Annotated in this window: 16 protein-coding genes; 6 read left to right on the top strand and 10 right to left on the bottom strand. The window is 64.3% G+C overall.

Annotated elements, in window-relative coordinates; translation table 11 throughout:
* Positions 1-69: 69 nt before the first annotated feature.
* Both LDZ23_RS07315 and LDZ23_RS07310 read right to left on the bottom strand, forming a co-directional pair.
* The gene (locus LDZ23_RS07315; protein ID WP_034474188.1) at positions 70-693 is read right to left on the bottom strand and encodes a hypothetical protein; all 624 of its coding nucleotides are present in this window, start codon (positions 691-693) and stop codon (positions 70-72) included.
* A gap of 20 nt (positions 694-713) precedes the next feature.
* Complete coding sequence (locus LDZ23_RS07310) at positions 714-2,108, bottom strand: selenium-binding family protein (RefSeq protein WP_034474191.1); 1,395 nt, start codon at positions 2,106-2,108, stop codon at positions 714-716.
* A 187-nt stretch (positions 2,109-2,295) separates the two neighbouring features.
* Here LDZ23_RS07310 and LDZ23_RS07305 point away from each other — a divergent pair, with 187 nt between their 5' ends.
* Positions 2,296-2,451, top strand: a complete 156-nt coding sequence (locus LDZ23_RS07305; RefSeq protein ID WP_167354197.1) for a hypothetical protein — start codon at positions 2,296-2,298, stop codon at positions 2,449-2,451.
* A 109-nt stretch (positions 2,452-2,560) separates the two neighbouring features.
* Here LDZ23_RS07305 and LDZ23_RS07300 read toward each other — a convergent pair whose 3' ends face one another.
* Both LDZ23_RS07300 and LDZ23_RS07295 read right to left on the bottom strand, forming a co-directional pair.
* Positions 2,561-2,881, bottom strand: coding sequence for a hypothetical protein (locus LDZ23_RS07300; RefSeq protein ID WP_008349571.1), 321 nt, complete (start codon positions 2,879-2,881; stop codon positions 2,561-2,563).
* An 86-nt stretch (positions 2,882-2,967) separates the two neighbouring features.
* Positions 2,968-3,438 carry an Lrp/AsnC family transcriptional regulator gene (locus tag LDZ23_RS07295; RefSeq protein ID WP_008349572.1) on the bottom strand — a complete coding sequence of 157 codons (471 nt, stop codon included), beginning with the start codon at positions 3,436-3,438 and terminating at the stop codon, positions 2,968-2,970.
* Positions 3,439-3,550: 112 nt separating this feature from the next.
* On the opposite strand from LDZ23_RS07295, the gene LDZ23_RS07290 reads away from it, so the two are divergent.
* Both LDZ23_RS07290 and LDZ23_RS07285 read left to right on the top strand, forming a co-directional pair.
* Entirely contained in the window at positions 3,551-4,489 is a 939-nt protein-coding gene (locus LDZ23_RS07290; RefSeq protein ID WP_034474193.1) for a DMT family transporter, read from the top strand.
* A 53-nt stretch (positions 4,490-4,542) separates the two neighbouring features.
* A complete protein-coding gene (locus LDZ23_RS07285) occupies positions 4,543-5,454 on the top strand; it encodes a recombination-associated protein RdgC (protein WP_033537178.1) in 912 nt (303 codons plus the stop codon).
* A gap of 9 nt (positions 5,455-5,463) precedes the next feature.
* Here the strand turns inward: LDZ23_RS07285 and LDZ23_RS07280 are convergent, their stop codons facing one another.
* From LDZ23_RS07280 to LDZ23_RS07260, 5 genes are all read right to left on the bottom strand, one after another.
* Complete coding sequence (locus LDZ23_RS07280) at positions 5,464-6,540, bottom strand: GGDEF domain-containing protein (RefSeq protein ID WP_034474195.1); 1,077 nt, start codon at positions 6,538-6,540, stop codon at positions 5,464-5,466.
* Positions 6,541-6,574: 34 nt separating this feature from the next.
* Complete coding sequence (locus tag LDZ23_RS07275) at positions 6,575-7,336, bottom strand: hypothetical protein (protein WP_034474198.1); 762 nt, start codon at positions 7,334-7,336, stop codon at positions 6,575-6,577.
* Positions 7,337-7,830: 494 nt separating this feature from the next.
* Positions 7,831-8,703, bottom strand: a complete 873-nt coding sequence (locus LDZ23_RS07270) for a DMT family transporter (RefSeq protein WP_034474200.1) — start codon at positions 8,701-8,703, stop codon at positions 7,831-7,833.
* A gap of 67 nt (positions 8,704-8,770) precedes the next feature.
* Entirely contained in the window at positions 8,771-9,682 is a 912-nt protein-coding gene (locus tag LDZ23_RS07265; RefSeq protein WP_008349578.1) for a YihY/virulence factor BrkB family protein, read from the bottom strand.
* A 77-nt stretch (positions 9,683-9,759) separates the two neighbouring features.
* Positions 9,760-9,930, bottom strand: a complete 171-nt coding sequence (locus LDZ23_RS07260) for a hypothetical protein (protein WP_160172930.1) — start codon at positions 9,928-9,930, stop codon at positions 9,760-9,762.
* A 162-nt stretch (positions 9,931-10,092) separates the two neighbouring features.
* Here LDZ23_RS07260 and LDZ23_RS07255 point away from each other — a divergent pair, with 162 nt between their 5' ends.
* Positions 10,093-11,574 carry an NCS1 family nucleobase:cation symporter-1 gene (locus LDZ23_RS07255; protein ID WP_033537166.1) on the top strand — a complete coding sequence of 494 codons (1,482 nt, stop codon included), beginning with the start codon at positions 10,093-10,095 and terminating at the stop codon, positions 11,572-11,574.
* Between the two features lie 4 nt (positions 11,575-11,578).
* Here the strand turns inward: LDZ23_RS07255 and LDZ23_RS07250 are convergent, their stop codons facing one another.
* On the bottom strand, positions 11,579-11,899 hold the full coding sequence (locus LDZ23_RS07250; RefSeq protein WP_034474202.1) for a hypothetical protein: 321 nt from the start codon (positions 11,897-11,899) through the stop codon (positions 11,579-11,581).
* 115 nt (positions 11,900-12,014) lie between these two features.
* Here LDZ23_RS07250 and LDZ23_RS07245 point away from each other — a divergent pair, with 115 nt between their 5' ends.
* Entirely contained in the window at positions 12,015-12,158 is a 144-nt protein-coding gene (locus LDZ23_RS07245) for an alpha/beta fold hydrolase (RefSeq protein WP_241484924.1), read from the top strand.
* Positions 12,159-12,301: 143 nt separating this feature from the next.
* Entirely contained in the window at positions 12,302-12,571 is a 270-nt protein-coding gene (locus LDZ23_RS07240) for a hypothetical protein (protein ID WP_008349582.1), read from the top strand.
* Positions 12,572-12,600: the final 29 nt, after the last annotated feature.

Below are 12,600 nucleotides of genomic sequence, written 5' to 3'. Positions count from 1 at the left end.
GCGCGATGCATGCAAAATGCCATCGCGCATAACGTATGCAAAATGCAATTCGGCGTGCAGGACTCCGCGTCAGACGAATAGAAATAAGCCGCACGCGATCAATGCCGCGCTCCAGATCCAGTCGACGTTGATCCATCCGCTGCGTAGAAAGCCGAGTCCGCCGCGTTCCTGAAGGGACATGGCGAACATGGCGATCGTCGCGATGACGGCGAGCATCGCGCCGGTATGCACGGTCAACGCGAGTGCGCTGGCTTCGAAAGCCGTCTTTGGCATCGCGCCCGTGCACAACGGCAAGAGCGCCGGCACCAGCATCAAACCTGCGCCGTGCGCGCTCGACATCATGAAGGACCATAACGCGAGACCGGCCAGCCCGGTACGCATGCCGACGGTCGGGCGTCCGCGATGCCCGCGCCACGCGCTCCACACGCCCCAGCCGATCAGCAGCGCCCCGCAGCCGCGTGCGAGCAGGTCATGGCCGACCGCCGCGCCGAGCGTGAGCGCGCCCGCGAGCACGAGCGCGACCGACGCCGCGTGGCCGAGCGCGATCGGCACGAGCGATACGAGCGCGACGCGGCGGCTTCGCGCATACAGGCCGAGCGCGACGGCGAAGAGCCATCCCATCGCGGGATTGAGACCGTGAAACGCGCCGAGGCCCGCGGCGGTGAGGAGGAGCGCGGGCGATGCGGCGTCCATGCGAAGTGTCTCGCGGCGGATCAGGGATAGCAGTACGAATCCGACGAGCAATCGCCCCCTTGCAGCCGGATCTGATGCGGCCGATGTCCCTTGGGCCAGTCGATGAAAAACTTGTCGTCGACGGCGAGGCCGCCGTTGGGATCGGCATCGAGCTTCACCATCCAGCCGTCGATGCCTTCGGGATAGAACTGCGCATCGACCGCGCCGTACAGCGAATTCGTGAAGTAGACGCGGCGGCCGTCGCGGCTCACTTCGACCATCTGCGGGCCGCCATTCAGCGCGCCGTTCTTCGCGCCCGGATGCGTCGCGCGCGCGACCACGCCGCCGATACGCACCTTGCCCGTCAGTTTCGGCGCGAAGGGATCGGAGACGTCGTATTGCAGCATGTCGCCGGTGCCCCAGCACGACACGTACAGAAAGCGGTCGTCCATCGACAGATCGATATCGGAGACGAGCGGCGGCACCGCATTGAAGCCCTTCAATAACGGCGGCAGCTTGTCGGCATCGGCGGGTTCGGCGGGAATGTCGATGATCTTTTTCACCGCCCACTTGTCCTTGTCGCGATACCAGGTCCAGATCGACGACGACAGATCCTTCAGACTGATCACGCAGTTCACGAAACCATATGCCTTGGTCGGATCGTGCGCGGGACGCAGTTCGAAGACGAGCTGATATTCGTCGCCGAAATCGATCTCCTGAATGTGCTTGCGCTTCGTGAAGTCCCAGAAATGCAGCTTGCGCCCGTACTTCGCGCCGAGCAGCAGATCGGGCACGAGGCCTTCCTCGAAGGTGTCGGGCGTGCCCCATTCGCTCGTGACCATCGTGTCGTAGCCGAGATGCCACCAGCCGTCGTACGCGAGCTGTTGCGGTCCGCGATCGACTTCCCATCGGCCGAGCGGATCGAAGCTCTGCTGATCGAGCATCAGCACGCCGCCGGGCGCCTTGCCTTCGGCGTTGCCGAGCGCGGTGATATAGATGCCACCCGGCCCGCAATGCACGGTATGCGGCCGCGTATAGCCGGTCTTTTCCGCGAGTTCCGCGGGCTCGATCGTCTTCACGATCACCGGCTTCTTCGGATCGGGCTTCGTGTCGATGATATGCACGCGCGATGAACGCAGCCCCGGCACGACGAGATAGCGCCGCTCCATGTGCGGATGCGGCGCATTCGGGCACAGGCACGACGAGCATGCGTTCCAACCGAAGTGATGCAACTCGTCGCCGACATCGGGCATCGCGATTTCGCCGACGATCTTCGTATAGTCCGGCGAATCCGGATCGACATCGACGACGGCGATCTTGTCCGGCGACTTGCGCTCGGGATCGAACGTCGCGACATAAGCCAGCGTTTCGCGCGGCGCTTTCGCTGCGAGCCGCGGGGAAGGATAGAAGCTCGGATCGGGTTTCCACGTCGCCATCTGCGTCTCCCGGTTGATTTCGTGGATCTTCAAACCAAACGTGCTAAAGCACTATAGGACATGGGAACACGTCATGCTTTCGATGACTTAGCTGCTTTCATGCGAAGCATGTGCGCGCGGGGCGTGATTCGTCGCGCGAAACAGCGCCTAAAATACAGGCATCGCCTGTCGAAGAAAGGAGGTAGCGATGGCCGAGCCAATGATCAGCCTGATGGCGGGACTCGTCCTGGTGCTATGCGTCGCGGTGGTTATCGTGATGCATCACCGGCATCCGCATATCCATACTCCGAAAGCGCGTTGGCTGGATACGCATCCGCCGCGCGACTGGCGGCACAGGCATTGAACGTGCAGTGAATTGCGAAGTGTGAAGCGCGAAGTGTGAAGCGCGAAGTGGAGGGATGAAGCGCCGGCATCGACCGGCGCTTTCTTTTTTGCGCGGCGCGAGAAACGCCTTAGCGTCGTGGCCCTTTCATCGCTTCGGCCTCCATTGCGGCGTGCCATTCCTCGCTGTTCTCGATCGGGTCCATGCCTTCGTCGATGAACGCGGACGCGCGCTCTGCCGCCGAACGCGTTTCCTCGTCGGTTTCGTCGTCGGCGGGGCCGTCTTCGTCGCCTGGCGGCTCCAGCATGTCCTGCAGCATCGCCTCGAGTTCCGGCGTGTCCCACGGCTCGTCGCGCTGCTTTTTCTTCTTGATGTAATGCCGCACTTCGGCATCTTGCTCGGGTGTCAGCGGAAGTCCGCGGAAGGTGCGGTTGGCGTCGAAGTCACTCATGTTCGCTCCTCGCGCGCATAGCTGTGATGCGGTTTCAGGCGACTCAAGTGTAACCCCGTTCTTCTGCAGGTAAAAACGCGCAGCGATCAGCCGAGCGGCGGCAGGCGTCTTTCGATCGGCGTTGCCTTGATGATGGCCGTGCTCGTCGCGGCGCGCTCGGTGACGCGCGAAAGGATGTCGTCGAGATGCTCGATCGAGCGCAGATAGAGGCGGCATACGAAGCAATCGTCGCCCGTCACCTTGTCGCATTCGACGAACTCGGGAATGCGCCTTATCGCTTCTTCGACAAGATGCAATTGCCCCGGCAGCGGCTGCACGCGCACGATCGCCTGCAGCGTGTAGCCGAGCGCGCGCGGATCGATATCGACGGTGAAGCCGCGAATCACGCCTTGCGTCTCGAGCCGCCGCATGCGCTCGGCGGTGCTCGGCGCCGACAGGCCGACGCGCTTCGCAAGCTCGCTCACGGCGATGCGTCCATCGCTCGCAAGCACGGCGATGAGTTCGCGATCGATTGCGTCGATGCCCGCTTGCGGCGGGTTGCTCAGGTGTTTTCCCATGATGGCCTTCAATTCAAAGGTCGAAAGATGCGTGAGCCTAATTTTAGGCATGGTTTCGAGCGATGCGCATCGATAGACTTGAAGCCATCGAAACTTGCATGACGGGCGCGAAATGAATAGCGAAAGAATCGATGCGCGGCTTGGCGGCGCATCGCGTGCGAATGAACTGCGTCGCGGCGCGATCGAGATGTCGCTCGCGATGCTGATGTCGGGCACGATCGGCTGGCTCGTGGTGTCGTCGGGGCAGACGCCCTGGAACGTGGTGTTCTTCCGCTGCGTGTTCGGAGGCGCGACGCTCATCGCCGTGTGCGCGGCGCTCGGCTTCTTGAAGAGGCGCTATTTCTCGTGGCGCATGATCGGTCTCGTCGCGCTCGGCAGCGTGGCGATCGTCGGCAACTGGCTGTTGCTTTTCGCCGCGTATTCGCGCGCGTCGATCTCGATGGCGACGACCGTTTACAACACGCAGCCCTTCATGCTGGTCGCGTTGGGCGCGCTCGTGTTGCGCGAGCGCGTGTCGGTATCGACGATCGCGTGGCTCGGCGTCGCGTTCATCGGCCTTGTGATGGTGGTGCGGGTCGAGCCGTCCGTGCTCGCGATGCCGGGGCAGTATCTCGAAGGCATTGCGTATGCGCTCGGCGCGGCTTTTCTGTACGCGATATCGTCGATCGTCACGAAGCGCCTCGCGGGCACGCCGCCGCATCTGATCGCGATGCTGCATGTGTTGTTCGGCATCGCGATGCTCGCGCCGTTCGCGCGCTTCGATGCGACGCCCGCGACGATCGGCGGCTGGACCGATCTCGTCGTGCTCGGCGTCGTCAACACGGGACTGATGTACGTGTTGCTGTACGGCGCGATCCAGAAGCTGCCGACCGCGACGACGGGCGCGCTGTCGTTCATCTATCCGGTGGTGGCGATCGTCGTCGACTGGCTCGCGTTCGGGCAACGGCTCGCGTGGCTGCAAGTGGCCGGCGCGGCGCTGATCCTGCTCGCCGCGGCGGGCGTGAATCTGCAATGGCGGATCGTGCCGCAAAAATGGCGCGCGAACGACTGACGCGCACTCGTATAGAATGGCGCCCCTTTCCGACTACATCGAAATCCTGCGCCATGTGGTTCAAGAATCTTCAGCTTCACCGTCTTCCCGCACACTGGTCCGTCACGCCGCAGCAGATGCAGCAATGGCTCGCGCCGCTCGCGTTCACCGCGGCGTCGAGCATCGAGAACGAGCGGCGCGGCTGGGTCTCGCCGCGCGGCGACGATGATCTCGTCTACACGGCGAACCGTCAGATGCTCATCGTCTATCGCGCGGAAAAGAAGCTGCTGCCCGCATCCGTCGTCACGCAGTTCGTGAAGGAACGCGCCGCCGAGCTCGAAGAGCAGCAGGGCTTCAAACCCGGCCGCAAGCAGATGAAAGAGCTCAAGGAACAGATCACCGACGAACTCCTGCCGCGCGCCTTCAGCATCCGCCGCGATACGCGCGTGTGGATCGATCCGGTGAACGGCTGGCTCGCGATCGATTCGTCGTCGGCGACGCTGTGCGACGACATCATCGGCTTGCTGGTGAAGTCCGTCACCGATCTGCCGCTCGCGAGCGTCCGCACGGCGCGCTCGCCCGTTTCGGCGATGACCGAATGGCTGCTTTCCGGCGACGCGCCCGCGGGCTTCACGCTCGATCGCGATACGGAACTGCGCTCGACCGGCGAAGGCAACGCGACCGTCCGCTACGTCGGTCACGCGCTCGAAACGGAAGACATGCGCCGCCATATCGAAGCGGGCAAGCAGTGCATGCGTCTTGCGATGACGTGGGACGATCGCGTGTCGTACGTGCTGACGCCATCGCTCACATTGAAGCGCGTGAGCGCGCTCGACGTCATCAAGGAAGCCGCCGATCCGACCGCGTCGAACGACGACGAGCGCTTCGAATCCGACTTCATCCTGATGACAGGCGAACTCGCGCGCATGCTGTCGGCGCTGACCGAGGCGCTGGGCGGCGAAGAAGACCTGCGCGCCGCCGCGTAGGAACGAGCGTCAGGCGGACGGCGCCGACGCGAACGCGTAGCCGTTCTTGCCGTTGCGCTTGACGGTGTACATCGTGTCGTCGGCAGCGGCGACGAGCCGCCAGTAATCGTCGACACGATCCGGAAAACTCGCGATGCCGACGCTCGCGCGCACGATCGACAAGCCCATCTGCGCGTCGGTTTCCGCGACGCACGCGATGATTCTCTGCGCGATCACCGCGAGCTCGCCATCGCTCGAAAACTCGCGCACGAGCAACGCGAATTCGTCGCCGCCGATACGCGCGACCAGATCGCCGCCGCGCACCGCCTGACGAAAACGCCGCGACACCGCAATCAGAAACTCATCGCCGATGCGGTGGCCGTGCGTGTCGTTGACGCGCTTGAAGCCATCGAGATCGATATACAGCACCGCGATGCGCGACGCCCCGCGCGCGCCGCTCGCGAGCGCATTCGCCGCTTCTTCCAGCGCCGCGAAGAGCTTGCGCCGGTTGGGCAGGCCCGTCATCGGATCGTGCAGCGACGCCTGCTCGAATTCATTCGAAATCCCGAGAAGTTGCCGATTGCGTTTTGCATACATGCCGAGCGCGGTGATGAGCACGCCGAATACGATCGCCGACAACGCGATCAGCGTATGCGACACGCTCAGGATGCGCTCGCGCACGTCCGCGCTCGTGCGATCGCGCTCCGCGCGCCACCAGGCGTAGGCCGAATCGAGCGCGGAGCTGGCCTCGCCGAGCGCGGCGGAAGGCGAGAGCACGGCGGAAGGCAGCGACGGCGCCGACATCGGACTCGACGACACCAGCGCGTGCAGCGCCGCGAGCCGCCCGGCCAATTCGATGCGCGCCTCGCGATACGCAGCCTGGCGCTGCGTATCGCTCGCGGGCGTGTTCTGCAGGGAAAGCGCGGTCGCGCGGGCGGTATCGGCGCGCTCGACCGCTTCGAGCACGAGCCCGACGTACTCCTGCTGCAGTTGCGCCGAAAAGATCGCGCGCACCTGCAACGCCAGGAACAGCAGCCCGATCAGCAGACACAGCAAGGCCGCGCCAGCGAGCGGCGCGGGGCCGGGCACGCGCAGGCGCAAGCGCATGATCGCGTGCCGCGCACGGCTCGCCAGCGTCTCCTCAGGGACGTGAATACTCCTCTCGCTGACGGGTCGGAACATTGTGTCGATAGCTCACTCGATGGAAGAACGCGCCCACGCGCGCGAACAGTCCGCCTTCGGACTGCTGCCTTGCGTTCGCGCGCGCCTGATGCCTGCGTGCCTGCGCGTACTGATCGGCGCGATTGCTCCGATCGACGGCCGCACGCTGCGTCGCGGACGGCGTGCCGCGGCGTTGCGCCTGTTGCGCCAAAGGTTGCGCGGACGCCGTCGCGAGCGCCGCGGCGGCGGCCGCGCCCGAGCCGTCAGCGCCAGCGTTGGCGACGGTGGTTTCGTCGGCGGGATCGGCGGTGGGTGCGTTGTCCGCGAGCGATGCCGTGTCGATGGGCGCGGCCGTCGGACCGTCGTTCGACGAGTACGGAATCGCGCTGCCGGGCGCGGCGGTCAAGGGCGTTTCGACGGCGCCGCCCGATTGCGTCTGCGCGGTAATCACCGGCTGATCGATGCCGAGCGTGCGGCGCGCGCTCGCCATCGCCTCGGCATAGACGCGCTGATCGTGGTTGAACCACATGCCGTACGCGACCGTGCCGAGCACGCCGATGCCAAGCGCGCTCGCCGACGCCATCCACAGCGCGAGACGCCCGAAGCGCAGCGGCGCGCGCATGGGGCCGGGTTCGTCGTCGTAATCGATTGCAGTCTCGGGCAAGTGAGTGACAGTGGGATCATTCGCAGGACTTGCGCGTTCCGCGATGCTCTCTTCGGGTAGCTTTGCGTGCTGAGGCATGACAGCGCTCTCCAGAACCTATTCGTCAGACAGCGGACCAACGCGGACTTACAGCGCGCGTCCGGCCCGATGCTTCACCTCGCGCGTCCCATCATATGAACAATCAAACGCGATGCGGCTTCGTCGGACGTAACAGCCGGTTGCCGGTTCAGCATCTGCCGCCGGCCCTTTTTTGCCAAACAATGTAACTCGCGCCACATATCGCCACAATCAGGGGCGGCGAGGAGGCGTTGGAACGACGCTGCGGATCATTGCGCCCGATGCGCGGCGCGCCTGCCGTGGCGCGGTCCGGCGCACCGTTGCACGGCGATTTCACCTCATTGCGTGTCGCGACGGCGAAGCAACTTCGGCCATTACGTCAGCATTTCCCGTTCCTGCCCCGATTTGAAGTGCGGTGCATGCATCATTCTTCAGAGGAAGTTCCCGCGCGTATGTGAGGTGCCGCACATACGCGCATGGCAGCCGTTTGCGTGTGGAACGCGCGCCACAGTTCGTCATCGGGGCTTCGACGACACGACGAGCGCGATGCCGCCGAGAATTGCGACCGCGCTGGCCGCGAGCCGCATCGTCAGCGTTTCGCCGAGCAGCAGCACGCCGCCCGCCGCCGTGATGAGCGGCACGCTCAGTTGCACCGTGGCCGCCGTCGCGGGCTTCAATCCTTTCAACGCCGCGTACCAGACGACATAGCCGAGCCCCGAGGTCAACGCACCCGAGGTCATCGCGTAGGCCAGGCCTGAGACATCCGCGTCCGTACCCGCAAACGCGAGCGCGAGCGCCGACACCGCGATCGCGAACGGCAGCGCGCGCAGGAAATTGCCGGCCGTCGCGGCGACGGGATCGGACTGGCCCCGTCCGCGCAATGAATAGACGCCCCAACCGATGCCCGCCGCGATCATCAGTGCGGACGACGCGGGATCGGGCGCCGCGAGTCCCGGCAGCACGAGCCACACGAGACCGGCGAGCGCGAGCAGCAGGCCGAGCCATTGCGCCGCGGCGAGACGCTCGCCGGTCGCGATGCCGTAGCCGATCATCGTCGCCTGCACCGCGCCGAAGAGCAGCAGCGCGCCGGTGCCCGCCGCGAGCCGAACGTACGCGAAGGAGAACGCCGCCGCATACACGATCAGCGCGAATGCCGATACCCAGCTTCCGGCGCGTCGCGTGTCGTCGCCGGGCGCGCCGCGCGCGAGCAGGATGATCCACAGCACGAGCGCCGCCGACGCGACGCGTACGAGCGTGAAACTCGCCGCGTCGATGCGCGCGCCCCTGAGCGCGAGGCGGCACAGCAGCGAGTTGCCGGCGAACGCGATCATCGCGACGACGGTGAAGAGCGCGATGCGCGTGCCGTGCGAGCGTGTGGGTGTCGACATCGGCGGCGCTGGAATGAGGGCGCATCACTGTAGCGCACGCGCGTCGCGAAGACATGCTGCGGCGCGTTCAACCGGTGGTGAAGGGCTGCGGCGGCGCATCGGCCTCGGAGCCGAAGCGCTCGAATTCGGAGATGACCTGCGCGCCGAATAGAAGCAGCGTCGCGAGCGCTTCGAGGCTGAAGAGCACGACGATCGACGTCGTCAGCGATCCGTAAACGACGCTCACTTGCGAGAGCGTCGCGAAGTACCAGACGAGCACATGCCGCGTGATTTCCCAGAGCACGGCGGCCGTCACGCTGCCGAGCAGCGCGAGCCGCAGCGAAGGCCGGCCGACAGGCATCACGAGATAGATCGACGTCAGCACGAAGATCTCGCCCGCGACGCCGAGCAGATACAGCAAAAGCCGCGACACGCCCCTGAGCGACACCTCGACGCCGAGCAGGTCGACGCTGTTGCTGCCCATCGCCTGAAGGCCGTTCGACACGAGCGTGACGATCAGCATGCCGACGCCGAGAAACAGGATGTAGCAGTAAGGCAGGAGCGCCGAGAGCAGAAAATGCCGCCGCCTGACCGCGACGCGATGCACGAAGATCACCGACATCGCGTTCTCGAGCACCGTGAAGGCAAGCGAACTGAAGAAGATCATCGTGACGAGCAGCAGCCAGCCGAGCACCGCGCGATGCGCAAGAAAATTCGCGAGCTCGCCCACGACGGCGTGCGCCTGGCCCGGCACGAGCCATTCGAGCAGATGCGCGAGCGTGTCGAGCAATTGCTGTTGCCCGACGAATTTCGACAGCACGATCACGATCAGGATCAGCAGCGGGACGATGGAAAGCAGCGCGTAATACGCGACCGCGCCCGCGAGCAGCAGGCCCTGATTGGCGCGAAAAGCCTTGAACGTGCGCATCGCAAAGCCGAACGGATGACGCGCGACGCTTCTCACCTGCGGGCCCAGCACAGGGCCGAGAATCTTCGACATGGAACCTCCGCGGCGCGATCGCTGGCCATCCTTTGTGGACGAGCAAGATCCGCACCCGTAGCGAAGGTCCGCACGCTTCAGCCTGTCCGGCGCGCCTCGATGCGTGCGGCTGCTTGCTGCGCGGCTTCCTCGAATGCGAGATTGAGGAAGACATCGACTTCGCACGCGCTCAGGTCGGCGGCATCGACGTTACGTAGCCGGCAGAAGAGCGCGAGCGCCTCGGCTGCGGCGGCGAAGGCGTTGTTCATATCCCGGGAGTGAAGGCGTTTTTTTCTCATGGCCAGCATAACGGCAGGCGCACGGACGACTTTAATGCGTCGCAACGCAACGCGCACGCCGTTTCATTTTCGCTTTTTGATGCATTAATCTAGGTTCATAACTCGAGCCCGCCGAAGGCACTGGAGGACATGATGGCCGCATCCCACGCAACCTCCGCCGCCGACGCCGCCGCGCTCGGTGCCGATGCCGAAATCGTCAACGCCGACGAGCGCCTCTACAACCACGACCTCGCGCCCGTGCCGCGCGCGAAGCGCACCTGGAACGGCTACAGCATCTTCGCGATGTGGATGTCGGACGTGCACAGCGTCGGCGGCTACACCTTCGCCGCGAGTCTCTTTCTGCTCGGCATCTCGGGCTGGCAGGTGCTGCTCGCGCTGACCATCGGCATTCTCATCGTGTATGTGCTGATGAACTGGGTCGGCAAGCCGAGCTTGAGACACGGCATTCCTTTCCCGGTGATGGCGCGCGTCTCGATGGGCGTGATGGGCGCGAATCTCGCCGCGCTGATTCGCGGCGTGGTCGGCATCGTGTGGTACGGCGTGCAGACGTATTTCGCGTCGAAGGCCGTCGCGACCTTGCTGCTGCTTTTCGTGCCGTCTGTCGCCGCGTGGCGCGATACGAGCTTTCTCAGGCTCGACATGCTCGGCTGGGTCAGCTTCCTCTTCATGTGGCTGCTGCAGCTCGTCATCTTTCAGCGCGGCATGGAGATCATCCGCAAGTTCATCGATTTTTGCGGGCCGGCCGTGTATGTCGTGATGTTCGTGCTGATGGGATGGATTCTCTATCGCGCGGGTCTCGGCAGCCTGAATCTCACGCTCTCGGGCAAGGTGCTGACCGGCGACGAGCAACTTCACGCGATGATCAACGCGATCCTGCTCGTCGTGAGCTATTTCGCCGCGCTGCTGCTGAATTTCGGCGACTTCTCGCGCTTCGCGAAAAGCGAGCGGCAGATGAAGATCGGCAACTTCCTCGGGCTGCCGTTCAACTTCGTTGCGTTTGCAATCATCACGGTGATCGTCACGGCGGGCAGCGAGAAAGTGTTCGGCACGATGATCATGGACCCGGTCGAAATCGTATCGCGCATCGAGAACAAGGTGTGGGTGGCGATCGGCAGCGTCACGTTCGTCATCGCGACGATGGGCATCAATATCGTCGCGAACTTCGTGTCGCCCGCGTACGACATCGCCAATCTGTTTCCGAAGCATGTGGACTTCAAGAAGGGCGGCCTGATCGCGTCGATACTCGCGGTGCTCGTGTGTCCGTGGATCTTCGTCGACAGCCCGAAGGCGATCACGATCTTCGTGTCCGTGTTCGGCGCCGTGCTCGCGCCGATGTACGGCGTGATGATGTCCGACTATTACCTCGTGAAGCGCCAGCAGGTGAGGACCGCCGAACTGTATTCGATGCAGCCCGGCGGACGCTTCTATTACGACGGCGGATGGAACAAGGTCGGGCTCGCGGCGCTGATCGTATCGGGCGTGATCTCGGTCGGCTGGGAACTGTCGACGCAGTTCTTCAAGCTCTTGCCGCCGAACAATCTCGGCTGGCTGATCGGCGCGGTGGCGGGCGCGTTGCTGTATGTGCTCTTCATGCGCATGGCGAACCGCAAATAGCGCTTTATTCGAGCCACTTTCGTACGTCCTGTTCCCAATCGGGCTGGCCGCAGTTCGGCGGATTCTCCGGCCCGAGCACGGTGATGTAGCCCTTGTCCTTCATGCACGCCTCGTAGGCGCGCACCTGCGTGCAACGGCCCGCGCCGGCTCTTTTCGCGGCGCCCTTGCATGCGGACATCGCGTTGTCCATGCCGCTGAAATCGGCATCGCCGTCGTTATTCCATGAAGGCGGATTCGCGCTCGCCGAAAACTCGACAGGCGTGCTGCACGCGACGAGCGCGAATGCAGCGGCGGGAAGAAGGCACAAGCGGAAGAATCGATTCATCTGCTTTAACTCCTTGTTCTTAAGCTCTTGTTGAACGCGCGCAATTCGCCGCCTATTATTCCCCGCTGCCGTTGGCGCGTCGCGTGTTCTTTTCATCGCGGGCGCGAACGACGATGTGCTTGCCGATACCAACGCGCGCCGTCTCGAACAGATGATTCCGCGCGCGACGCTCGATGTGGTCAGCGACGCGGGACACGCGCTGATGTTCCAGTATCCGAGCGAGCTCGCGCGGCATATCGATGCGTTCGTCGCGAAGTGAGCGACGCCGAACACGTCTATCGCTTCATAGCGCACAGAACGCACGCGTTTTAGCTTGTCGGCGCATTTCCCGGCCCTTCATACTGTCGCGCAACCGCGATGCGAAAGCGCGCGCCGATAACAAGAAGAGCCGGGGAAACCACCATGAAGTCACGCTTCACTGCCGTTCACCTGCGTCCCGTCGAACTTGCCGATCCGCATCTCGCGCATCTCTACATGGAATGCGCCGATGCCGAGGCGCGTCTGTCGGGCGCGAGCAGAGTCGCGGCGGTCGCCGTGTACGAAGCCCGTGAGAAGACGCTCGATCGTCTGTGGTCGCGTCTCGATGCGCTCGATCCGAGACTGTGCCGCGAGCTGAAACACGCGGTAGAGGACTGGCACGAAATCGCGGTGAAGCTGCGCGGCGGCGACTGATTGAGACGCGCGCGCAGCGCAATGAGACG

This window comes from Caballeronia zhejiangensis (assembly GCF_022879815.1).
In the GTDB taxonomy this organism is placed as follows: Bacteria; Pseudomonadota; Gammaproteobacteria; order Burkholderiales; family Burkholderiaceae; genus Caballeronia; species Caballeronia zhejiangensis.
Note: the sequence above shows the minus strand (reverse complement) of the source record. Positions and strands in the feature narration are given on the sequence as shown.

Bases quoted from the DNA above. Each gene is read 5' to 3' on its own strand.
- LDZ23_RS07285 (WP_033537178.1), top strand. From the start codon at position 4,543: ATGTGGTTCAAGAATCTTCAGCTTCACCGTCTTCCCGCACACTGGTCC.
- LDZ23_RS07275 (WP_034474198.1), bottom strand. From the start codon at position 7,336: ATGCCTCAGCACGCAAAGCTACCCGAAGAGAGCATCGCGGAACGCGCA.
- LDZ23_RS07295 (WP_008349572.1), bottom strand. From the start codon at position 3,438: ATGGGAAAACACCTGAGCAACCCGCCGCAAGCGGGCATCGACGCAATC.
- LDZ23_RS07250 (WP_034474202.1), bottom strand. From the start codon at position 11,899: ATGAATCGATTCTTCCGCTTGTGCCTTCTTCCCGCCGCTGCATTCGCG.
- LDZ23_RS07290 (WP_034474193.1), top strand. From the start codon at position 3,551: ATGAATAGCGAAAGAATCGATGCGCGGCTTGGCGGCGCATCGCGTGCG.
- LDZ23_RS07265 (WP_008349578.1), bottom strand. From the start codon at position 9,682: ATGTCGAAGATTCTCGGCCCTGTGCTGGGCCCGCAGGTGAGAAGCGTC.
- LDZ23_RS07255 (WP_033537166.1), top strand. From the start codon at position 10,093: ATGGCCGCATCCCACGCAACCTCCGCCGCCGACGCCGCCGCGCTCGGT.
- LDZ23_RS07310 (WP_034474191.1), bottom strand. From the start codon at position 2,108: ATGGCGACGTGGAAACCCGATCCGAGCTTCTATCCTTCCCCGCGGCTC.
- LDZ23_RS07260 (WP_160172930.1), bottom strand. From the start codon at position 9,930: ATGAACAACGCCTTCGCCGCCGCAGCCGAGGCGCTCGCGCTCTTCTGC.
- LDZ23_RS07305 (WP_167354197.1), top strand. From the start codon at position 2,296: ATGGCCGAGCCAATGATCAGCCTGATGGCGGGACTCGTCCTGGTGCTA.
- LDZ23_RS07270 (WP_034474200.1), bottom strand. From the start codon at position 8,703: ATGTCGACACCCACACGCTCGCACGGCACGCGCATCGCGCTCTTCACC.
- LDZ23_RS07280 (WP_034474195.1), bottom strand. From the start codon at position 6,540: ATGCGCTTGCGCCTGCGCGTGCCCGGCCCCGCGCCGCTCGCTGGCGCG.
- LDZ23_RS07240 (WP_008349582.1), top strand. From the start codon at position 12,302: ATGAAGTCACGCTTCACTGCCGTTCACCTGCGTCCCGTCGAACTTGCC.
- LDZ23_RS07300 (WP_008349571.1), bottom strand. From the start codon at position 2,881: ATGAGTGACTTCGACGCCAACCGCACCTTCCGCGGACTTCCGCTGACA.
- LDZ23_RS07315 (WP_034474188.1), bottom strand. From the start codon at position 693: ATGGACGCCGCATCGCCCGCGCTCCTCCTCACCGCCGCGGGCCTCGGC.